The sequence below is a fragment of the Achromobacter sp. 1L-A-4-B-C2 genome (genome assembly GCF_057291955.1).
Genome location: NZ_JBXAWP010000006.1, coordinates 305,353 through 325,402 on the forward strand (window position 1 = coordinate 305,353; position 20,050 = coordinate 325,402).

Annotated in this window: 20 protein-coding genes and 4 tRNA genes; 10 read left to right on the top strand and 14 right to left on the bottom strand. The window is 63.6% G+C overall.

The genetic code is table 11. The features are described 5' to 3' along the window. Positions 1-31: 31 nt before the first annotated feature. On the bottom strand, positions 32-658 hold the full coding sequence (locus AC0Z35_RS26445; RefSeq protein ID WP_485133189.1) for a cysteine dioxygenase family protein: 627 nt from the start codon (positions 656-658) through the stop codon (positions 32-34). 212 nt (positions 659-870) lie between these two features. Here AC0Z35_RS26445 and AC0Z35_RS26450 point away from each other — a divergent pair, with 212 nt between their 5' ends. The 3 genes from AC0Z35_RS26450 (at position 871) to AC0Z35_RS26460 (ending at position 2,890) form a co-directional block, all read left to right on the top strand. After that, on the top strand, positions 871-1,821 hold the full coding sequence (locus AC0Z35_RS26450) for an SIR2 family NAD-dependent protein deacylase (RefSeq protein ID WP_485133188.1): 951 nt from the start codon (positions 871-873) through the stop codon (positions 1,819-1,821). 121 nt (positions 1,822-1,942) lie between these two features. Continuing rightward, positions 1,943-2,542 (top strand): helix-turn-helix domain-containing protein, encoded by a 600-nt coding sequence (locus AC0Z35_RS26455; RefSeq protein WP_485133187.1) that lies wholly within the window; start codon positions 1,943-1,945, stop codon positions 2,540-2,542. A 96-nt stretch (positions 2,543-2,638) separates the two neighbouring features. Continuing rightward, a complete protein-coding gene (locus AC0Z35_RS26460; RefSeq protein ID WP_185975366.1) occupies positions 2,639-2,890 on the top strand; it encodes a hypothetical protein in 252 nt (83 codons plus the stop codon). Positions 2,891-2,950: 60 nt separating this feature from the next. Here the strand turns inward: AC0Z35_RS26460 and AC0Z35_RS26465 are convergent, their stop codons facing one another. Continuing rightward, a complete protein-coding gene (locus tag AC0Z35_RS26465; protein WP_104144237.1) occupies positions 2,951-3,835 on the bottom strand; it encodes a LysR family transcriptional regulator in 885 nt (294 codons plus the stop codon). 145 nt (positions 3,836-3,980) lie between these two features. Between AC0Z35_RS26465 and AC0Z35_RS26470 the strand changes: the two genes are divergently transcribed. Continuing rightward, a complete protein-coding gene (locus AC0Z35_RS26470) occupies positions 3,981-4,577 on the top strand; it encodes a short chain dehydrogenase (RefSeq protein ID WP_104144236.1) in 597 nt (198 codons plus the stop codon). A gap of 197 nt (positions 4,578-4,774) precedes the next feature. Here AC0Z35_RS26470 and AC0Z35_RS26475 read toward each other — a convergent pair. After that, positions 4,775-4,851, bottom strand: a tRNA-Arg gene (locus AC0Z35_RS26475). Between the two features lie 39 nt (positions 4,852-4,890). On the opposite strand from AC0Z35_RS26475, the gene AC0Z35_RS26480 reads away from it, so the two are divergent. Beyond that, a complete protein-coding gene (locus AC0Z35_RS26480; RefSeq protein ID WP_485133186.1) occupies positions 4,891-5,364 on the top strand; it encodes a DUF3079 domain-containing protein in 474 nt (157 codons plus the stop codon). A gap of 51 nt (positions 5,365-5,415) precedes the next feature. Here the strand turns inward: AC0Z35_RS26480 and AC0Z35_RS26485 are convergent. Beyond that, positions 5,416-5,492, bottom strand: a tRNA-Arg gene (locus tag AC0Z35_RS26485). Positions 5,493-5,670: 178 nt separating this feature from the next. Beyond that, positions 5,671-5,747 (bottom strand) — tRNA-Arg (locus AC0Z35_RS26490). A gap of 184 nt (positions 5,748-5,931) precedes the next feature. Here AC0Z35_RS26490 and mnmH point away from each other — a divergent pair. Then, entirely contained in the window at positions 5,932-6,990 is a 1,059-nt protein-coding gene (gene mnmH, locus AC0Z35_RS26495) for a tRNA 2-selenouridine(34) synthase MnmH (RefSeq protein WP_485133185.1), read from the top strand. Positions 6,991-7,146: 156 nt separating this feature from the next. On the opposite strand, the gene AC0Z35_RS26500 is transcribed toward mnmH, so the two are convergent. The 6 genes from AC0Z35_RS26500 to cysS all read right to left on the bottom strand — a co-directional run bounded on the left by AC0Z35_RS26500 (position 7,147) and on the right by cysS (position 13,125). Continuing rightward, positions 7,147-7,239: transfer RNA gene (locus AC0Z35_RS26500), tRNA-Ser, on the bottom strand. Positions 7,240-7,328: 89 nt separating this feature from the next. Then, entirely contained in the window at positions 7,329-8,594 is a 1,266-nt protein-coding gene (locus tag AC0Z35_RS26505; protein ID WP_104144234.1) for an aspartate kinase, read from the bottom strand. Between the two features lie 145 nt (positions 8,595-8,739). Next, entirely contained in the window at positions 8,740-9,942 is a 1,203-nt protein-coding gene (gene tilS, locus AC0Z35_RS26510) for a tRNA lysidine(34) synthetase TilS (RefSeq protein WP_485133184.1), read from the bottom strand. A 61-nt stretch (positions 9,943-10,003) separates the two neighbouring features. Next, on the bottom strand, positions 10,004-10,969 hold the full coding sequence (locus AC0Z35_RS26515) for an acetyl-CoA carboxylase carboxyltransferase subunit alpha (protein ID WP_046804158.1): 966 nt from the start codon (positions 10,967-10,969) through the stop codon (positions 10,004-10,006). Positions 10,970-11,005: 36 nt separating this feature from the next. Then, entirely contained in the window at positions 11,006-11,650 is a 645-nt protein-coding gene (locus AC0Z35_RS26520; RefSeq protein WP_104144233.1) for a DNA-3-methyladenine glycosylase family protein, read from the bottom strand. Positions 11,651-11,670: 20 nt separating this feature from the next. Beyond that, complete coding sequence (gene cysS, locus AC0Z35_RS26525; RefSeq protein ID WP_104144232.1) at positions 11,671-13,125, bottom strand: cysteine--tRNA ligase; 1,455 nt, start codon at positions 13,123-13,125, stop codon at positions 11,671-11,673. A 322-nt stretch (positions 13,126-13,447) separates the two neighbouring features. Between cysS and AC0Z35_RS26530 the strand changes: the two genes are divergently transcribed. The 3 genes from AC0Z35_RS26530 to AC0Z35_RS26540 all read left to right on the top strand — a co-directional run bounded on the left by AC0Z35_RS26530 (position 13,448) and on the right by AC0Z35_RS26540 (position 15,541). Beyond that, the gene (locus AC0Z35_RS26530) at positions 13,448-14,131 is read left to right on the top strand and encodes a tetratricopeptide repeat protein (RefSeq protein ID WP_046804161.1); all 684 of its coding nucleotides are present in this window, start codon (positions 13,448-13,450) and stop codon (positions 14,129-14,131) included. A gap of 134 nt (positions 14,132-14,265) precedes the next feature. Beyond that, on the top strand, positions 14,266-14,775 hold the full coding sequence (locus AC0Z35_RS26535; RefSeq protein WP_006225507.1) for a peptidylprolyl isomerase: 510 nt from the start codon (positions 14,266-14,268) through the stop codon (positions 14,773-14,775). Further along, a complete protein-coding gene (locus AC0Z35_RS26540; RefSeq protein WP_219990600.1) occupies positions 14,768-15,541 on the top strand; it encodes a UDP-2,3-diacylglucosamine diphosphatase in 774 nt (257 codons plus the stop codon). The genes AC0Z35_RS26535 and AC0Z35_RS26540 overlap by 8 nt, the downstream gene beginning before the upstream one ends. A 107-nt stretch (positions 15,542-15,648) precedes the next feature. On the opposite strand, the gene AC0Z35_RS26545 is transcribed toward AC0Z35_RS26540, so the two are convergent. The 3 genes from AC0Z35_RS26545 to AC0Z35_RS26555 form a co-directional block, all read right to left on the bottom strand. After that, positions 15,649-16,512 carry an undecaprenyl-diphosphate phosphatase gene (locus AC0Z35_RS26545; RefSeq protein ID WP_046804164.1) on the bottom strand — a complete coding sequence of 288 codons (864 nt, stop codon included), beginning with the start codon at positions 16,510-16,512 and terminating at the stop codon, positions 15,649-15,651. Between the two features lie 18 nt (positions 16,513-16,530). Continuing rightward, positions 16,531-18,117, bottom strand: coding sequence for a TerC family protein (locus AC0Z35_RS26550; protein ID WP_046804165.1), 1,587 nt, complete (start codon positions 18,115-18,117; stop codon positions 16,531-16,533). Positions 18,118-18,308: 191 nt separating this feature from the next. Beyond that, a complete protein-coding gene (locus tag AC0Z35_RS26555; protein WP_046804166.1) occupies positions 18,309-19,094 on the bottom strand; it encodes an inositol monophosphatase family protein in 786 nt (261 codons plus the stop codon). A gap of 130 nt (positions 19,095-19,224) precedes the next feature. On the opposite strand from AC0Z35_RS26555, the gene AC0Z35_RS26560 reads away from it, so the two are divergent. Further along, positions 19,225-20,016, top strand: coding sequence for an RNA methyltransferase (locus AC0Z35_RS26560; RefSeq protein ID WP_120156397.1), 792 nt, complete (start codon positions 19,225-19,227; stop codon positions 20,014-20,016). Positions 20,017-20,050: the final 34 nt, after the last annotated feature.

A 20,050-nucleotide genomic window follows, 5' to 3' on the forward strand; every position in this document is an offset into this window, starting at 1 on the left:
CGCCGGACAACGTGCGTCACACGCGCCACGCTCAGGCTTTCAACCCCGGGATGGTGGCGCGCACGGCGGCAGACCGGTCCCAAAGGTTCGGCAGGTTGGCCGAGGAATAGCCGGACACGAAAGGCTTGGGCTGCCCCGTCTGAGGATCGTAGACATGGCGCGACACCGCGCCGATGTTGCCGCCGTACAGGTGCACGCTGATCGACACCTGGTCCGCGAAGGCGTTCGACACGCGGTGGATGTCGCCCTGGGCGGGGTCCAGCCGTTCGATGTCGCCGGGCCGCAGGGTGGTGGGTTCGCTGGCGGTTTCGATGCTGCCGTCTGCGTGGCGCACGTAGCGTTGGTTGATTTCAGCGCCACGCAGCATGCCCACATAGCCCCACACTTCATGGTCGTGCACGGGCGTGGACTGGCCCGGGCCCCACACGAAGCTGACCAGCGAAAAACGTTCCAAGGGGTCGCAGTGCAGCAGATATTGCTGGTAATACTGCGGATGCGGGGCGGTACAGGCCTCGGGCAGCCAGTCATCGTGGCGCACCAGATCGGCAAACGCCTCCTGCAGGGCGGGCGTTTGCACCAGGGAGTTGGCGCCGGCCAGGCGGGTGGCAGTGGCGATAAAGCGGCGAAGCCGGTCCAGACCGGCGGCGGATTCGGGCATTGCGGGTCTCCAGTGCGGGAGGGGAAATCCCAGATGAGAAAAGCAGTATCCATCATTCGGGATGCTTGCGCACGCGCACATTACGGGTACACATTACGGGTGCACATCGCCGGGGCACATCGCGGGTGCCCATCACGGGTGCACATCACAGGGCGAGCTTGACAGGCAGGCGCCCCCGCGCGCAGCGTATCGAACTGTCCTGAAGGTTTGAAATGAAAAATACGCATCACGATATTCCGTCTGCCCTGATCGAGGCATTGCGCAACGCGCAGCGCGTCGTTGTATTCACGGGGGCCGGCGTGTCGGCGGAAAGCGGCATCGCGACGTTTCGCGATGCGTTGACCGGATTGTGGTCGCGCTTTGACGCGCAGGCGCTTGCCACGCCGCAAGCGTTTCGCGAGCATCCCGACATCGTGTGGGGCTGGTACGAGTGGCGCCGGGCGCAAGTGCTGCGCGCCGCGCCAAACGCCGCGCACTACGCCATCGCCGCGCTGCAACGCCACGTGCCCGCGCTGACGATCGTCACGCAGAACGTGGACGACCTGCACGAGCGCGCGGGGGCCACCAAAGTGGTGCATCTGCACGGCAGCCTGCACGCCCCACGCTGCCCGGCATGCGGCGCCCCACACGTTGTCGACGACGGCCCGGCAACGGTTAGCTCGGTAATCGAAACGCACGCCGAGGCCCATGCTGAGACCCATGCTGAGACCCGCGCTGGCAGCAATGCCGACACCTACGCCGACACCCACGCCGACACCTACGCCGACACCCACGCCGACACCCACGCCGCCAGCAACGCCGACGAAGGACGCCGCATTCACCCGCCTGCCTGCACACAGTGCGGCGCCCCCGTGCGGCCCGGCGTGGTGTGGTTTGGCGAGAGCTTGCCGTCGGACGCCTGGAGCACGGCGTTGCATGCCGCGCAGCAATGCGACCTGCTGTTCAGTATCGGCACGTCGGCGCTGGTGTATCCCGCCGCCGAACTGCCGCAGCGCGCACTGGCCGCCGGCGCCACGGTCGTGCAGGTCAATCCCAACGTCACGCCGCTGGACGCGCACGCGCACTGCAATCTGCATGGCGCCGCCGCCGACATCATGCCGCGCGTGCTGGCGGCCGCCTTCGATCAACGCGATGAAGGGTTAAAGGGCGATCACGCACCGTGAACATTTGTGAAGATCTTTACGTCGAAGATCGAGTAGAAACGAACTAGCCACAACAGCCGAGGGGAAACCCCAAATCTCACCGTTTTGTCACCGGGCTACAGTGGCAAAAGTGGCTTTGACCGTGGAGATCATCATCCCATTTTCCTGGAGACTTCCCGACGTATTCGTGCGTTCATCCGACGGCGCATTGCATCGTGTGGTGCGCCACGCCACGACCACGGAAACCATTGCCAAACTTGAGAGCGTTCCCAGCAATTACCACCTGGATTGCGAGTGCATGCTCGATAACGGCGAGGCAATCTCCTGGATCGGCAATGATCAGTATCGGCAAATCAACGGCGGCGCTATATTCACCGCAGAACCCGATGTCACAACGCCTCGCGGCGACCCCCGCAAAAGCGGCGCCGCCAAGCGCAATGTGCTCGACCCCAGCCCGGCAGGCCCGCACCACAGACTGGCCGTCGGACACAACCCCCTACCACTAGCTGTCGTCAACTTAAAAACCGGCAACGATTGGAGTCTGATACGCGCGTGGCGCGAGCACCTCAATATCACTACCGCTGATATGGCTGCCCGCCTTGGCGTTGATCATTCCATATACATTGAACTGGAACGGCCACGACCACGCCCACGGCAGATAGTGCTGGACCGCATCTCCGAGGCGCTGGGCGTGTCACCCGACCAGCTTGATGATTCTTTGTTTGGAGGCCGCCTTCGGTAGTGCCGCAAACGCGCCACACGCGCACGCGTCGCTACACGCAGAAGCGTCCACAAGGCTTTGCCGCCGCAACACCGACGGCCCCTGGAGGTACTGAGTATGCTCGGCACCGCAAGACGATTGACCGATGTGCTTGTCACATCTCCCGACGGCACCCTGTATCGCATCGAACGCTTCGTTGCGGACCTGGAGGCATATTCCGCGCTGGGTACCTCGCGCTTCGATCCCAAGACGCACTGCATCTGCCGCACAAGTTCCGGCGAGCAGGTCACTTGGCTGGGGGGCCAGGCGTATCGGATGATCAAAAACGGTATTTCGTTGACCGCGGTGGACCGGCGACGAGGCCGGTAAGAGGCCAGTAAGAGGCCGGCAAAACGCTGACAACAGGCGCCTTGCCTTGGGCGCCGGCCACTATCGTGTGTAGCGTTCGACCAGAAAGTCCACAAAGGTGGTCAGCTTGGGCAGCGCCTGCCTGTCCTTCTGGTACAGCAGCGTAATGGGCCGCGCGGCGGGCCAATACGGTTGCAGGATAGGCACTAGCCGGCCGGCGTGCATATCTTCGCGCAGCAGCAGTTCGGGCTGCAACACCACGCCAAAGCCCGCCAGCGCGGCCTGACGCAGCGCCTGCCCGTTGTTCGACACGAAGCGGCCGGTGGGGTAGCCGGCCTGGCTGCCGTCGTCCCCCGACAGCTGCCAGCCCGTGCGGCGGCTCCAGTACGAAAAATCCAGGCATTGATGCTGCATCAGGTCGTCAGGCGTGGTGGGCGTGCCATAGCGTTCAAGGTACGCGGGCGCGGCGCAGATCACCATTTGGTAGCGGCCGATTGTGCGCGCGATCAATCCGGAATCGGCCGGCTCGCCGATACGTACGGCCACGTCGTAGCGGGCGGCCACAATGTCTTCCACCATGTCGCTGAGCACCAGCTCGACGCTCACGTCGGGATAGACGGACAGATAGTCGGCAATGGCCGGCGTCAACGCCAGCGAACCGAAGGTCACCGTGGACGTAATGCGCAGATGCCCACGCGGCGTCAGCCGCAAGGCCTCGGCGCCCTGCTCCGCGTCGCGGATGTCTTCCAGAATGGTCTTGCTGCGCGCGTAATAGGCTTGGCCCGCTTCGGTCAGGCTTTGTCGGCGCGTGGTGCGGTTCAACAGGCGCAGGCCCAATCGCGATTCCAGCGCCTTGACGTGCTTGGCCGCCATGGCCGCCGACATCTCGTGCCGCGCCGCCGCCGCGGTCAGGCTGCCCAACTCAACGACCGCCACGAAGACTTCCATGCTGAGCAAGCGATCCATGAATTACGCACCCGGAGTGTGAAGTGTTTGCACCATGTGCGGATTTTTCCACGGATAGCGAAAAGCGAGAATGCCTCTATGCACTGGCGCGGCGCCAGCGCTTCGCAAATGCTAACCAAACAACGGGCACGGCCCGGAGGCTTCCATGAAAATAATCCTGATCGGCGCAACCGGCACCATCGGCCGCGCGGTTGCCGAAGAACTCGGCCAACGCCACGACATCATCGCCGTGGGCAACACCAGCGGCCAGTACCAAGTGGACATCACGCGCAGCGACAGCATCCGCAACCTGTTCGAACGCGTGGGCAAGGTCGACGCCATTGTCTCGACCACCGGCGCGATGCACTTCGGCCCGCTGGCCGAGATGACGGCCGAACAGTTCAAGATCGGGCTGCACAACAAGCTGCTGGGTCAGGTGGATGTGGCGCTGATCGGGCAACACTACCTGAACGCGGGCGGGTCCATCACGCTGACCAGCGGCATCGTCAGTGACGAACCGATCCGGTATGGCGCGAACGCATCGGCGGTGAACTCGGCCATCGACGGCTTCGTGCGCGGCGCGGCGGTAGAGCTGCAAGGGTTGCGGATCAACGCGGTCAGCCCGACGGTGTTGCAGGAATCCATGCAGGCCTACGGGCCGTATTTTCCGGGCTTTGAAGCGGCGCCCGCATCGCGGGTGGCCCTGGCCTATCGCCGCAGCGTGGAAGGCGCGCAGACGGGCCGGGTGATACGGGTATGGTGATGCGGCTCTGGTGATGCGGCTCTGGTGATGCGGGTCTGGTGATGCGGGTCTGACGATCCGCCCCGGACAAAACAAAAGCGGCTTGATGGATGACCATCAAGCCGCTTCGTTTTCTTGCAAGGCCTACGCGCTGTTGCGCTTTGGCGGAACCGCGATTGCGTTGCTTATCGCATTGCCATCACGTGTTCGATATAAGTTGGTGCGCCCGGCAGGATTCGAACCTACGACCCCCTGGTTCGTAGCCAGGTACTCTATCCAGCTGAGCTACGGGCGCCCCGAAAGAGGCGTGTTTATAACATGGAAAAACCACATCGTGCAAATCGGTGCGGGAAAATGCACTTGGTGTCAGGCACGGCTGCGCCCTTGTCGGCTTCATCACCTTTGCTTCATCACCTTTGCTTCATCACGTTTGCTTCATCACGTTTGCTTCATGCCCTGGGCTTCATCATCGTTTGCTTCAAGTCAAGGAACGCGGTGCGGGCCGCGCAGTACGCTGAAATTTCAGCCGCCTGCCATGGCAGGCCGCGAGCATCTGCGCGACAGCGATTTCCTGATGAGGCACAGCATGGCCAAGAAATTTCCGATGCATCCCAAGCGCCCCGAACGGGTCTGCTGGGGCTGCGATCAATACTGCGCATCCGACGCCATGAAATGCGGCAACGGTTCCAACCGCACGATGCACCCGGCCGAACTGCTGGGCGACGATTGGGCAAGCGTTGGGAACTGGGGCTTTGAAGACGAAAGCAAAGAAGCGTCCGCGCAAAACAAAAAGGCCTTCGATCAATGATCAAAGGCCTTTCCATTTTCTTTGTTCGGCGTTTCAGTGTGACGTGAAACTTGGTGCGCCCGGCAGGATTCGAACCTACGACCCCCTGGTTCGTAGCCAGGTACTCTATCCAGCTGAGCTACGGGCGCTCCGACAAAGAGGCAAAATTATATCAGAACAATTTCACCATTTTTACTGCTTTTGCTTTTTTTCTAAGTTTTTTGAGTTTTTTTTGAAGTTTTTTCGCAAGTTCTTTTGCCGAATTTCGCGAAACGAATCCGCTACGTTCTACAAACCACCCTACAAAAAAAACCACTCTAGAAAACTTGGTGCGCCCGGCAGGATTCGAACCTACGACCCCCTGGTTCGTAGCCAGGTACTCTATCCAGCTGAGCTACGGGCGCGTCAAAAAGCAAGCCTTGAATAATAGCGTTGTTTCAGAAAACGTGCAAGTCAGGGCGTTGGAATATCGCATGGCAGCGCGGGTCGGATACGGCAGCCATTGCCATCGCAATCGTGAACCCACGCCGCCAGAAAGCACTATCCTAGTGGCCGCTTCCATTGCCCCCTTATCTCTTGGCCGTCATCGTGAAACACCTGCTGGTAAGTCTGGACAAGCTGCACGATTTCGATGAAATCATCGACGTACGCTCGCCGCTTGAATACGCCGACGATCACATCCCGGGCGCTATCAACGCGCCCGTGCTCAGTAATGAAGAACGCGTACAGGTCGGCACGCTGTACCGCCAGGCGTCGCCGTTCGAAGCGTCTCGACTGGGCGCCGCGCTGGTCGCCCGCAACATCGCCCAGCATCTGGAAACGCGCTTCGCCGACCGGCCGCAAGGCTGGCGCCCGCTGATCTATTGCTGGCGCGGCGGCAAGCGGTCCGGCTCCATGACGCTGATGTTCAACATGATCGGCTGGCGCGCGCGGCAGCTGGACGGCGGCTATAAAAGCTATCGCAGTGCCACGCTGCAAGCGCTGGCGACCTTGCCCGCGGCCTTGCACTGCGTGGTGCTGGTCGGCCCCACCGGCAGCGGCAAGACGCGCTTGCTGAACGCGCTGGCGCAAGCCGGCGCGCAGACGCTGGACCTGGAACAACTGGCCTCGCACCGGGGCTCGTTGCTGGGCGCCCTGCCCGGCGTGGCGCAGCCTTCGCAAAAGCACTTCGACACGCTGCTTGCCGCACGCCTTCGCGCGCTGGACGCATCACAACCCGTGTTCGTTGAAGCCGAGAGCCGCAAGATAGGCGCCGTCGAGTTGCCGCCCGCCTTGCTGCAAGCCATGCATGAAGGCGTATGCGTCAACGTGGCATCCACGCGCGAAGACCGCGCCGCGTTCCTTCAACAGGACTACGCGCAGCTATTCGAAGACCCGGAATGGTTGAAAGCCCAGCTGCAACGCATGCTGGGCCTGCATAGCCGCGAAGTGATCCAGGGCTGGCAGCAGATGGTGGACGACGGCCGCCGCATCGATCTGGCGCGCGAGCTCATCGACCGCCATTACGACCCCGCCTACGCCCGCAGCAGCCACGCGCAATACCAGCGCCTGTCGCAAGCGTTGCCGATGCCGTTCAGGCCGAACGATGCGGATGTCGTGGAGCAGGCGCACGGTTTGCTATCCGCGCTGGAATGCAAAACGCGCTGATGAAAAAAACGCTGATGAAAAAAACGCTGATGAAAAAAGCGCTGCCGACGAATACCCCGACGAACAACACGCGCCAATGAAAAAAACCCGCAATCGATTTCGCGATTGCGGGTTTTTTAATTCAGCGCTGGTTGTTTAGCACCAGCGCCGAAGATTTGGCGGAGACGGTGGGATTCGAACCCACGATGCAGTTTTTAGCCACATACTCCCTTAGCAGGGGAGCCCCTTCAGCCTCTCGGGCACGTCTCCGAAAAGAGAACGAGATTCTAGCACGAATTTTTTGGTGCTTGCCCGCAAACGGGGCCATCAATCAAAAAAAACGTGCCGATCCGCTGCCTTTATTCCTTGGCGGCGGGCGCCTGGTCCAGGCCAAAGGCCTTGTGCAGCGCGCGCACACCCAATTCCATGTACTTGTCGTCGATGATGACCGACGTCTTGATTTCGCTGGTGCTGATCATCTGGATGTTGATGCCTTCTTGCGAAAGCGTCTGGAACATCAGGCTGGCCACGCCCACGTGCGAACGCATGCCGATGCCGACGATGGAGACCTTGGCGACCTTCTCGTCGGTGGACAGTTCACGCGCGCCCACGGCGGGGATGACTTCGCGCTTGAGCAGGTCGACGGCACGCGCGAATTCGTTGCGATTCACGGTGAACGAGAAGTCGGTCGTGCCAGCCACGGACTGGTTCTGCACGATCATGTCGACATCGATGTTGGCGGCGGCGACCGGGCCCAGGATGGAGAAAGCGATACCCGGTTTGTCGGGCACCGCCAGCAAGGTGATTTTGGCTTCGTCGCGGCTGAAGGCGATGCCGGAGACAACGGCGGCTTCCATTTTTTCGTCTTCCTCAAAAGTAATCAGCGTGCCCGAGACCATTTCTTCGTCGAGCGGAATGAGCGGGTCGGTCAGCGAGGACAGGACCCGGACCGGAACACGGTATTTGCCGGCGAATTCCACCGAGCGGATTTGCAGCACCTTGGAGCCCAGCGAGGCCATTTCCAGCATTTCCTCGAAGGAAACGACGGCCATACGGCGCGCTTCGGGCACCACGCGCGGATCGGTCGTGTAGACGCCGTCCACGTCGGTGTAGATCAGGCATTCGTCGGCCTTGATGGCGGCGGCCACGGCCACGGCCGAGGTATCCGAACCACCACGGCCGAGCGTCGTGATGTGGCCTTCGGGGTCGATGCCCTGGAAGCCGGTCACGATCACCACGCGGCCTGCGTCGAGGTCGCCGCGGATGCGGGCGTCGTCGATCGAGCTGATGCGCGCCTTGGTGAAGGACGAATCCGTGCGCACGGGCACTTGCCAACCCGCATAGCTGCGCGCCGGCACGCCTTCGGCCTGCAACGCAATGGCCAGCAAACCGCTGCTGGCCTGCTCGCCGGTGGCGGCGATCATATCGAGTTCGCGGCTATCGGGCTGCGGCGAAATTTCGCGCGCCAGACCCAGCAGGCGATTCGTTTCGCCCGCCATTGCCGACGGCACTACAACAACCTGGTGGCCGGCGGCGTGCCACTTCGCGACGCGACGCGCCACGTTCCGAATGCGCTCGACCGAGCCCATCGAAGTACCGCCATATTTATGAACGATCAGGGACATCTCGTACTCTGGCTGGAAACCCGCCGCAAAGTGGTGACGGGCAAAACCATATATTCTAGCGCGGCGGTAAAAATTTGCTCAGTTTGAGGAAATTTATGTTCATTGCGCGGCTATTTTTCCGTGGATTCTTTCCAGAAACCGGGATTTATTCCTGCGCTTCGATCCACACGCGCCCTCGATGGCAGCGCACGACGTGGCCGGGTTGCCGCACCCGCAGTTGCCGGTCATGCCCCAGGCTGTGCAGTTCACGTAGTTGGCGCAGCAGGTCGCGCAGGCGCGCGTCCGTGGGCATGCGCGCACCGTTTTGTTGCAACCAGAAGCGCAGCACCTGCGACTGGCGCGGCGGGGAAAATTCGCGCCACGCCTTCAGTGAAAAGCTGGCGCCGTCGGGGCCGGGGTCCAGACGGGCAAAATCTTCGCGCGCGACTTCATCCAGGATCTGCGCCGCTTCGGCCATGTGCGTGGCATGCCGCGCGACGATGGCACGCCAGCCGGGCCAGCGCTTGTCCAGCACGGGCGCCAGCAGTTCGCGCACGGCGGCGCGGGTGTAGCGGGGATCGGCGTTGGTGGGGTCTTGTACGGGTTGCCAGCCGCACGCTTGCCGCACGGCGTCGGCGGCCAGCAGGATCGTCGCGCGGTCCTGCGCAAGCCAGGGGCGCACATAGGCGATGCCGTCGCGTTGCGAGACCGGCGACATCGCGGCCATGCCCAGCAGGCCGGTGCCGCGCAGCAGCCGCAGCAAAACGGTTTCCGCCTGATCGTTGCGGTGATGCGCCAGCAATACGTGGGTCGCGCCTTCTGCCTGTGCCAGCCGCGCCAGCGCGGCATAGCGGGCATCGCGCGCGGCGGCCTCGATGCCCTTGCCCGCCGCTTGCTCGACCTGCACGCGCGCTTCCTGCACCGGCAGGCCCAGCAATGCGCCCAGCGCATGGACTTGCCTGCCCCATTCATCGGCCGCGTCCTGCAAGCCGTGATGCACGTGCAATAGCGACAGGCCGATGCCAAGATCATGCGCAACGGCCGCCGCGTGCACGGCGAGCATGGCCGAGTCGGCGCCCCCGCTCAACGCGACAGCAAGCCGTGCGGGACGGGCGGGCAGCGCGTGCAAGGCGTCTCGCAACGCCACGGTCAGCGCGGGCGATGTCGGCAGCACAACCGTTGACGCCGGTCGCCCTGCGGCCAACACCGACGCCGTGGCCGGCAACACCGTCTGCCCGGCTGTCGACACCGAAGGCGCGGCAGATGGCACCGCCCCCTTTTCCGTCGACACCGACGGCGCTGCGGACGCGCAATGCGACACGCCCGACTCGGCCTGGTCGGGCGTGTCGGGCGTGGGGTGCGCATTCATGATTTGGAGCGCGGGCAGCGCGGCCGTGGCGCCGGCGTACCAGCCGGCGCCTTTGCCAGGGCTACGCGCGCACTTCCGTATAAGCGCCGTAGGACAGCAGGCGTTGCACACGCTGCTCTACGAGCTGTTCGGGCGTCATACCTTGCAGTTGGCGCAGGGCGTCGGCCAGAGCGCGGCGCAGCAAGCGCGCCATGACGCGCGGGTCGCGATGGGCGCCGCCCACGGGTTCGTTGACGACGCGGTCAACCAGACCCAGGTCTTTCAGGCGCGGCGCGATGATGGCCAGCGCTTCGGCGGCATCGGGCGCCTTGTCGGCGCTGCGCCACAGGATCGACGCGCAACCTTCGGGCGAAATCACGGCGTAGGTGGCGTATTGCAGCATCAGCACGGCATTGCCCACGGCAATGGCCAGCGCGCCGCCGGAACCGCCTTCGCCGATGATCGTGCAGATCACGGGCACTTTCAGTTCGGCCATGGCGTACAGGTTGTGGCCGATGGCTTCGGACTGGCCGCGTTCTTCGGCGCCGATGCCCGGGTATGCGCCGGGGGTGTCCACGAAGGTGAACACGGGAACGCCGAACTTTTCAGCCAGGCGCATCAGGCGCAGGGCCTTGCGATAGCCTTCCGGACGCGGCATGCCGAAGTTGCGGGCGGCGCGTTCTTTGGTGTCGCGGCCCTTTTGATGGCCGATGACCATGCAGGGCGTGCCATTGAAGCGCGCCAGGCCGCCGATGATGGACTGGTCGTCGGCGTACATGCGGTCGCCGTGCAGTTCATGGAAGTCGGTGAACATTTCGCGCACGTAGTCCAGCGTGTAGGGACGCTGGGGGTGGCGGGCGACAAGCGCCGTCTGCCACGGCGTGAGCTTGGCGTAGATCTCCTTGGCCAAGGTCTGGCTTTTTTGCTGAAGACGCCCGATCTCGTCGGAGATGTCTACCGCAGAATCGGCCTGCACATAGCGCAGCTGCTCGATCTTGTTTTCAAGTTCGGCCAGCGGCTGTTCAAATTCCAGAAATGTATTGCGCATGTAGTGTGGTTCCGTAGATGGGCTGCCTGGTGTGCATCAGTATTGAACCGGTGTCGGTTCCAGACTGCGCCATAGATACCAGGTCGCCACGGTACGCCAGGGCTGCCACGCCAGCGAGACTTCGCGAGCCTCGAAGCGCGAGACAGGCTCGCCACTGAAATAGTGAAGCGAGATTGCCTTGAGCAACCCTGGATCATCCAGCGGCAGGACGTCAGGCCGCTGTAGATTGAAAATCAAAAACATCTCCGCCGTCCAGCGCCCAATGCCCCGGATGGCGACCAATTCAGAAATAACCGCTTCGTCGTCCATGGCCGCCCACTTTTCAGGGTGGACGCGGCGTTCGCCGAAGTGCACGGCAAGGTCCAGCACGTACTCGGCCTTGCGCTGGGACAAGCCGGCGCGGCGCAGGCCATCGACGCCTACGCGCAGCACGGCCACGGGCGTGGGGCGCTTGCCGACGGCTTCGATGAATTTGGTCCAGGCGGCGTCGGCCGCCTTGGTGGACACCTGCTGCCCGATGATGGCGCGCGCCAGCGTCACGAACGGCGTGCCGCGCGACGTGAGCCACACTTCGGGATGCTGCGGGATGACTTTTTTCAGGATGCGGTCGCGCCGCATCAGATGGGCGACGGCCGCTTCCCAATAGTCAGGCTTGGGAATGTCGAGATCGGCGGTGGACATATCAGGCGTATCCACTGGGCTCAGGCCCGCCGCCATTGCGTCAAGCCACCCGGCTTGTCGTCAAGTTCGATACCGGCCTCGCGCAGCTCGGCCCGGATGCGGTCGGCCTCGGCGAAATTACGGGCGGCCTTGGCGGCGGCGCGCGCATCGATCAGCGATTGGATAGCGGCCGCGTCCAGCGTGGCGCGCGGGCCCTGTTCGATGGCGGCGGCCGAATAGCGCGTGGGCGACTGGAAGTACGTTGCCGGGTCCTGCTGCAACAACCCCAGCAACGACGCCAGCGCCTTCAACTGGCCGGCGCTGCGCGCGTTTTTGTCGCGGTTGGCCTCGGTGGCCAGTTCAAACAGGGCCGCCACGGCGCCCGAGCTGTTGAAGTCATCGTCCATGGCCGCCTTGAAGGCCTGGGCCTGCGGCTCGTTCCAGTCGATGCCCTGGTCGTCGGCCGGCACGTTCTGCAAGGCCTGGTACAGGCGGTCCAGTGCGTTTTGCGCGTCGATCAGGTTGTCGGGGGTGTAGTTCTGCGAGCTGCGATAGTGGTTGCGCACAATGAAGAAGCGCACCATTTCGGCTTCGCGCGGGTTGACGCGGTAGTCGGCGTCGTCCGCCGCCGGGTCGCCCAACGCCACGGTCTGGCGGATGGTGCGGAAGTTGCCCAACGATTTGGACATCTTGTCAGAATCCACCATCAGCGGGCCGCAGTGCATCCAGATGTTGGCCAGCGTGCCGCCGAACGCGCCTTCGGTCTGCGCGATTTCGTTTTCGTGATGCGGGAATTTCAGGTCGGGACCGCCGCCGTGGATATCCAGCGGCAGGCCCAGCAAGGATTGGCTCATGGCCGAGCATTCGATGTGCCAGCCGGGGCGGCCCATGCCGTAGGGCGATTCCCATTTGGTGTCGGCGGGTTCGTCGGCCTTGGCCGACTTCCACAGCACGAAGTCCAGGGGGTCGCGCTTGGCCGAGCCCACCGCCACGCGTTCGCCGGCGCGCAGGTCGTCCAGCGTCTTGCCGGACAGCTTGCCGTAACCGGCAAAGCCACGCACGGCGTAGTTGACGTCGCCGTCGTCGGCCTGGTAGGCCAGGCCGTTCTGCTCCAGCTTGCCGATGATGTCCAGCATGTCGCCCACGTATTGCGTGGCGCGCGGCTCGCGGTCGGGCGATTGAACACCCAGCGCGCGCTCGTCGGCATGCATGGCGGCAATATAGAACTCGGTCACCTCGCCGATACGGCGGCCGGTTTCCACGGCGCGACGGATGATCTTGTCATCGATGTCGGTGATATTGCGCACGTAGTTCACGGCCAGGCCGCTGGCGCGCAGCCAGCGCTGCACGACGTCAAACGACACCAGCATGCGGGCATGGCCCAGATGGCAGAAGTCGTACACGGTCATGCCACACACGTACATGCGCACCTGACCAGCCTGGGCCGGTTTGAACGGTTCTTTGGTACGCGATAACGTGTTGTAGATTTGCAGCATGGCGCTTATGTATTGGTCTGATTGCTTTCCGCGGCGAAATCGGAAAAAGTTGCTGGGGCGGGACGATACGCCGGTATCACCGGTATCACCGATACCGCCGATACCCCCGGTACCGCCGATACCCTCGATACCCCCCGGTATCGCTGATACCCCCGGTACCGTGCGTCCTGCCGGGGGGCTCCAGCTCGACATCTCTGTTCCAGCTCAAGCTCTTGCCGAAACAAAAACGCAACCGGGGCTAAAATGGCGGTCGTCAAGTATAGCAAGCGGCCCGGTCGCACGCGTAAGTGCTGCCCGGCCACGACTTTTAACGGATACCCACGTGACTATCAAGCCGCGTTTTTGTGTCGCCCTGCTCGCGCTGGCCTTTGCCGGCGCGCCGGCCGGTAGCGCCCTTGCCCAGTCGATGGCCGGCGGCGGTGGGGCCAGCCCCAACGCCACGCGCACCACCCTGGACCCCATCCCCCCCGAAGGCGGCTGGGACAGTCTGGCCAAACTGCTGGAAGCGGCCAAGCCCGGTGTCGACACGCGCTTGACGCCGTCGCCCTCACAGATCACCAACCGCATCGAAATGCTGCTGAACCGCGGCGATAACGAAGAAGCGTTGGCGATGATCGAAAAGCGCGAGGCCGAAATCAAGGACCAACGCGGCACCGATGTGCAGTTGATGTTCCAGCACGCGCGCGCACTGGCCGCCCTGAACCGCACGGGCGAAGCCATCGACATCTACACCGACATGACCACGCGTTTCCCCGAGCTGCCGGAACCTTGGAACAACCTGGCCGCTCTATATGCCAGCCGCGGTGAACTTGAAAAAGCGCAAGACGCCCTCCAGATGGCACTACGCGCTGACCCCGGCTACGCCGCCGCCCGAGCCAACCTGGGCGATCTGCAACTTCTACAGGCCCTGCGCACTTACAAGAAGGCCGCCAGCGATGGCGTGCCCGGCATGCAGGAGAAGGCCCGTGAAGTCGAAACCATGCTGAAGGATAAACAAGGCAAATGATGTCCCGTTACTCACCCTTCCACCTGCTGCGCCTGACGGCGTGCTCGTTCGCGCTGGCCGCATTTGCCCCAGCGCTTGTCAGCGCCGCCCCAGCGGCCTCCTCCACCACCACTACTTCTGAAGGCACAAAAGCCATGAGCACCAACCCGCGCGTCAAGCTTGTTACGAACCAAGGCGATATGGTCATCACCCTGGATGCCGCCAAGGCGCCCAAGACCGTCGAAAATTTCCTGACCTACGTCAAGGAAGGCTTCTACAACGGCACGGTGTTTCACCGCGTGATCGACGGTTTCATGATCCAGGGCGGCGGCTTCGAACCCGGCATGAAGCAAAAGCAAACGCATGCCCCGATCGAAAACGAAGCCAACAACGGTTTGAAGAACGACAAGTACACCCTGGCGATGGCCCGCACCAGCGACCCGCACTCGGCCACCGCGCAGTTCTTCATCAACGTGTCCAACAATGATTTCCTGAACTTCACGTCGCCCACGCCGAACGGCTGGGGCTACGCCGTGTTCGGCACCATCACCGAAGGCACCGACGTGGTCGAAAAGATCAAGGGCGTGAAGACCGGCAACAAGGGCTTCCACCAGAACGTGCCCAACGAAGACGTGATCATCGAGAAGGCCGAGATTCTTGAATAAGATTGCCCTGCCCGGCCCGATCTGGCTGGCGTCCGACCTGCACTTGGGGCCGGCCACGCCGGCCACCTCCGAGGCATTCCTGGCGTTTCTGGAGGCCGCGCGGCAGGAAGCTGCCGCGTTGCTGCTGCCGGGCGACATCTTTGACGCCTGGATCGGCGATGACGTGATCCGCGCCGCACCGCCGTGGCTTGCCACGGTGCTGACGGCGCTGCGCGACACCAGCGCACGCATCCCGGTATGGCTGGGGCGCGGCAACCGCGACTTCCTCATCGGGGAAGAATTGGCTACGGCGGTGGGCGCCAAGCTCTTGCCCGAGCCCGCCCTGCTGCAAACGGATGCCGGCCCGGTGCTGCTGACGCACGGCGACGAGTTCTGTACGGACGACGCCGCGTATCAGCAGTTCCGCAAGATGGTCCGCAATCCGCAGTGGCAGGCCGAGTTCCTGGCCAAGACCATCCCCGAACGCCTGGCGATGGCGCAGCAGGCTCGCGGCGAAAGCCAGGCAGCCAACCAGACGAAGTCCATGGAAATCATGGACGTCAATGCCGCCGCCATCGAGGCGATCTTCCGCGACAGCGGCGTGCCCGTACTGGTCCATGGCCACACGCATCGCCCGGCGCGTCACGTGCTGGACGTGGACGGCAAGAAGCGTGAACGCTGGGTGCTGCCCGACTGGGATTGCGACCACGTGTCGCCCCCGCGCGGTGGCTGGCTGATCATCGATAGCGATGGGCTGACGTTCTACGACCTGGAAACGGAATCGTAAGAGTAAGACTCAGGACAAAGCCGAACGCTGTGCAACGCCGGCAACGGCCGCACCATGAAAATGGCCTCGCAACCGCGAGGCCATTTTTTATGCGCGACTGAAAGGGACTAGCGCGTGAAGATCCACGCGGCGACCACCGCGCCGAACACGATGCGATACCAGGCAAACACGCGGTACGTGTGGTTGGCCACAAAGCGCAGCACCGCGCGCACCACCACCATCGCGCTCAGGAACGCCGCGATGAAGCCCACCGCGATGCCGGACAGGTCGTGCTGGGTCAGCAGGCCGAAGTTCTTGTACATATCGAAAACGGCCGCGCCCAGCATGGTGGGCATGGCCAGGAAGAACGAGAATTCCGTGGCCGTCTTGCGCTGGATGCCGGCGATCATGCCGCCGATGATGGTGGCGCCCGACCGCGACGTGCCCGGGATCATGGCAAAGCACTGCGCCACGCCCACGCCCAGCGCCTGCTTCCAGGTGATCTGTTCCAGCGTGTGCGCCGATGCCCGTTCGTCGGACGCCGTGTCGTCGGCGGCGCCCGGCGCGTCGCCCGGCGTGTGATGCGTCCGGCGTTCCACGTACAGCATGATCAGGCCGCCCACCACCAGCGTCACCACCACCACGCCGGGGTGATAGAACACCGACTTGATGGTCTTGATGAAGATGGCGCCGATGACCGCGGCGGGCAGAAACGCGATGATCAGGTTGCGGGTGAAAGCCACCTCGCTGGCCACGCCGGTCAAGGTGCCCCGGATCAGCTGCATCAGCCGCGCGCGGAACACCCACATCACCGCCAGGATCGAGCCCAGCTGGATGACCACTTCGAACACCTTGCCATCGCCGGACTGAAAGTTGATCCAGTCGCCCACCAGGATCAGGTGGCCGGTGCTGGACACGGGGATGAACTCGGTCAGGCCTTCAAGAATGCCAAGAATGAAGGCCTTGATCAGATAGAGCGCGTTGTCAGTCACGATAGGTAGGGGTTCCGGTTAATCGTTGGCCAGCGGGGCTTCGTCCGACAGCATTTCCTGTGGCCGCTTTTCAACGCGCACCAGCGCGATCCGGCGGCCGTCCATTTCCAGCACCTCGAAGCGGAAGCGCTGGTGATGGGCTTCGTGTTCGCAGACATCGCCGGGCTTGGGCAGGTGGCCAAAGCGTGACAGCAGGTAGCCTGCAAGGGTGGAAAAGTCTTGGGCCTCGTCGACCAGCCCTTCGGTTTCCAGCACCTGTTCGACGTGGTGCAGGTCGGCCGCTCCGTCGATCTTCCAGGTGTTGTCGCCGTCGGCCACGATGTCTGGCAGTTCGTCTTCGTCGGGGAATTCACCGGCGATGGCCTCGAACACGTCGATGGGGGTAACCAGCCCTTCGATGGCGCCGAATTCATCGGCCACCAGCACCAGCTGCCCGCGCGAACGCTTCAGCGTGTCCATCAACCGCAGGATTCCGATCGACTCGTGCACGATGATGGGATCGCGCAGCCGGTTGCGGCGCACGCGGCCTTCGGTGATCAGGTCGGCGACCAGGTCCTTGGCCCGCGCGATGCCCAGCACTTCGTCCAGCGACCCCCGGCACACCGGGAAAAAGCTGTGCGGCGCCTCGGTCAACTGGCGGCGGATCAGTTCCGGGTCGTCGTCGATATTGACCCAGGACACATCCGTGCGCGGCGTCATGATCGACCGGATGGAACGTTCGGCCAGCGTCAGCACGCCGCTGACCATGTTGCGTTCTTCCACGCCGAACGCCGGGATGGCCGGGCCGTCGGCATTGGGCAGGTCGGCTTCGTCGCTGGTGGGCGGGCGCTTGCCCAGCATGCGCAGCACGGCCGACGCGGTACGTTCGCGCATCGGGCGGCGGGCGTCCAGCTTGAGCAGGTTGCGGCGCGCCACCTGGTTCAGCGCTTCGATGGCTACCGAGAAACCAATGGCCGCGTACAGGTAGCCCTTGGGCACCTTGAAGCCAAAGGCTTCGGCCAGCAGCGAAAAGCCGATCATCAGCAAGAAGCCCAGGCACAGGACCACCACGGTCGGGTGCGCGTTGACGAAGCGCGTCAGCGGCTTGGAGGCCAGCAGCATGATGCCGATGGCAATGACCACGGCGATCATCATGATGGCAAGGTGATCCACCATGCCCACGGCCGTGATGACCGAGTCCAGCGAGAACACCGCGTCCAGCACCACGATCTGCGTAACGATCACCCAGAAGCTGGCGTACACGCGCGGCCCGGAGGACCCCGCGTGCTGGCCGCCTTCCAGGCGCTCGTGCAGTTCCATCGTGCCTTTGAATAGCAGGAACAGGCCGCCCACCATCAGGATCAGGTCGCGCCCCGAAGGCGACACCGGACCGACTGTGAACAAGGGGGTGGTCAAGGTGACCAGCCACGACATGACGGACAGCAGGCCAAGCCGCATGATCAGGGCCAGGCTCAACCCCATGATGCGCGCGCGGTCGCGTTGCGCAGGGGGCAGCTTGTCCGCCAGGATGGCGATGAAAATCAGGTTATCAATGCCCAGGACGATCTCAAGGACGACCAGGGTAAGCAAGCCGACCCACGCTGCGGGGTCTAGCAGCCACTCCATCAGGAGCTCCAGAAGTTACACGACCGGTAATCGTACATGGAAAATTCGTGACATGCCGGTGACACGCGGCCCTCCGTTTGCCTGATGGCCAATGGTTTTCAGCCATGTGCATGGCTTGTGTTCGCCGTGCGAGGGCCATAAAAAAACCGGCCCGAAGGCCGGTCTGTCGCAGGCCGCATCGGCCCGCGCGATCAGGCGGCGGACGGCGGGTTCAGCGACGTCAGCAACTGCGTGAAGATCTTGGGCGTGGCGGCCAGGACGTTGCCGCTGTCCATCCAGCCTTGTTCGCCGTCGAAATCGGCGATCAGGCCACCGGCTTCCAGCACCATCAGGCTGCCGGCGGCCAGATCCCAGGGCTTCAGGCCCACGCCGCAGAAGCCGTCCAGGCGGCCGCTGGCCACGTAGGCCAGGTCCAGCACGGTGGAACCCATGCGGCGCACGCCCGTGACGCTTTCGGCCATATGGCGGAAACGCTGCGAACCCTGTTCGGGATCGCCGGCGTTGGGCCAGTGCGCGCCCAACAGGGCTTCGTGGTAGCGGGTGCGGCCCGAGACGCGCACGCGGCGGTCGTTCAGGAAGGTGCCGCTGCCACGGCTGGCCGTGAACAGTTCGTTGCGCGAGGGGTCATAGATGACCGCTTGCGTGACCTGGCCGCGCTGGGTCAGCGCGATCGACACGGCGTAGTTGGGCAGGCCGTGGATGAAGTTGGTGGTGCCGTCCAGGGGATCGATGATCCATTGGAATTCAGCCTGGTCGGGACCTTGCAGCCCGAATTCCTCGCCCAGCACGGCATGGTCCGGGTAAGCGGCATGCAGTGTCTCGACGATGGACTCCTCGGCGGCGCGATCGACTTCCGTGACATAATCGCGCGGCCCCTTGCGAGCCACGCTGAGTCGTTCCAAATCCATGCTGGCACGGTTGATAATGGTGCCGGCACGCCGGGCCGCCTTGATGGCGATGTTGAGCATCGGGTGCATAAAATTCCGTACGTATGCGGTGGGTTCGCGTGATGATAGGCCACTTGCCGCCCCCCCGAATCGTCGTCGCCCCAACGGGGAAATCGACCCAAAAAACCAGGAAGGCGTGAAGCCAAACGCGCCATTTTAAATGACTCAAGCATTTTCACGTGTTCGCTTCATTATGGTGAACCCCAGCCACCCCGGAAACGTGGGTTCGGCGGCCCGCGCCATCAAGACAATGGGCTTCTCCGAATTGGTCTTGGTAGAGCCTAAATTTCCAGATGTAACCAGCCAGCCCGAAGCCGTGGCTTTGGCCAGCGGCGCGCTGGACGTGCTGGAAAACGCGCGCATCTATCCGTCGCTGGAAGAAGCGCTGGCGCCCGTGACCATGGCATTTGCCCTGACCGCGCGCGTGCGCGACCTGGGTCCTCCGCCCTGCGACATCCGTCAGGCGGCCGACCTGGCCCGCGCGCATCTGGCCGGCACAGCCGAAGGCGTGGCCGCCGTGGTGCTGGGCACCGAACGCGCCGGGCTGACCAACGCGCAAATCGCGCTGTGCCATCGCATTTGCCACATTCCCGCCAACCCGGAATACAGCTCGCTGAACGTGGCCCAGGCCTTGCAGCTGGCCGCCTGGGAGCTGCGCTACGCCCTGCTGGTGGAACAAGGCGCGGCGCTGTTGCCGGCGTCGACCGCGCAAGAGCCGTCGCGCGGCGCCGAGCCCGCTTCGGGCGAGGCCGTGCAGGCGTTCCTGGCGCATTGGGAAGAAGCGCTGATCGGCGTCCAGTTCCTGGACCCGGCGCATCCCAAAAAGTTGATGCCGCGCATGCGCCACCTGTTTTCGCGGCCGGCGTTGACGCGCGACGAAGTGGACATGATGCGCGGCGTCTGCACCGCCATGCTGGCCACCGCGCGGCGCAACGGCGGCGCAAAAAAATAGGGACGGGCGCAAGGCCCGTCCCTTTGGGATCACA

Coding starts and splice junctions, on each gene's coding strand:
- AC0Z35_RS26445 (WP_485133189.1), bottom strand. CDS start 658: ATGCCCGAATCCGCCGCCGGTCTGGACCGGCTTCGCCGCTTTATCGCC.
- AC0Z35_RS26450 (WP_485133188.1), top strand. CDS start 871: ATGAAAAATACGCATCACGATATTCCGTCTGCCCTGATCGAGGCATTG.
- AC0Z35_RS26460 (WP_185975366.1), top strand. CDS start 2,639: ATGCTCGGCACCGCAAGACGATTGACCGATGTGCTTGTCACATCTCCC.
- AC0Z35_RS26465 (WP_104144237.1), bottom strand. CDS start 3,835: ATGGATCGCTTGCTCAGCATGGAAGTCTTCGTGGCGGTCGTTGAGTTG.
- AC0Z35_RS26470 (WP_104144236.1), top strand. CDS start 3,981: ATGAAAATAATCCTGATCGGCGCAACCGGCACCATCGGCCGCGCGGTT.
- AC0Z35_RS26505 (WP_104144234.1), bottom strand. CDS start 8,594: ATGTCCCTGATCGTTCATAAATATGGCGGTACTTCGATGGGCTCGGTC.
- tilS (WP_485133184.1), bottom strand. CDS start 9,942: ATGAATGCGCACCCCACGCCCGACACGCCCGACCAGGCCGAGTCGGGC.
- AC0Z35_RS26515 (WP_046804158.1), bottom strand. CDS start 10,969: ATGCGCAATACATTTCTGGAATTTGAACAGCCGCTGGCCGAACTTGAA.
- AC0Z35_RS26520 (WP_104144233.1), bottom strand. CDS start 11,650: ATGTCCACCGCCGATCTCGACATTCCCAAGCCTGACTATTGGGAAGCG.
- cysS (WP_104144232.1), bottom strand. CDS start 13,125: ATGCTGCAAATCTACAACACGTTATCGCGTACCAAAGAACCGTTCAAA.
- AC0Z35_RS26535 (WP_006225507.1), top strand. CDS start 14,266: ATGAGCACCAACCCGCGCGTCAAGCTTGTTACGAACCAAGGCGATATG.
- AC0Z35_RS26550 (WP_046804165.1), bottom strand. CDS start 18,117: ATGGAGTGGCTGCTAGACCCCGCAGCGTGGGTCGGCTTGCTTACCCTG.
- AC0Z35_RS26555 (WP_046804166.1), bottom strand. CDS start 19,094: ATGCACCCGATGCTCAACATCGCCATCAAGGCGGCCCGGCGTGCCGGC.
- AC0Z35_RS26560 (WP_120156397.1), top strand. CDS start 19,225: ATGACTCAAGCATTTTCACGTGTTCGCTTCATTATGGTGAACCCCAGC.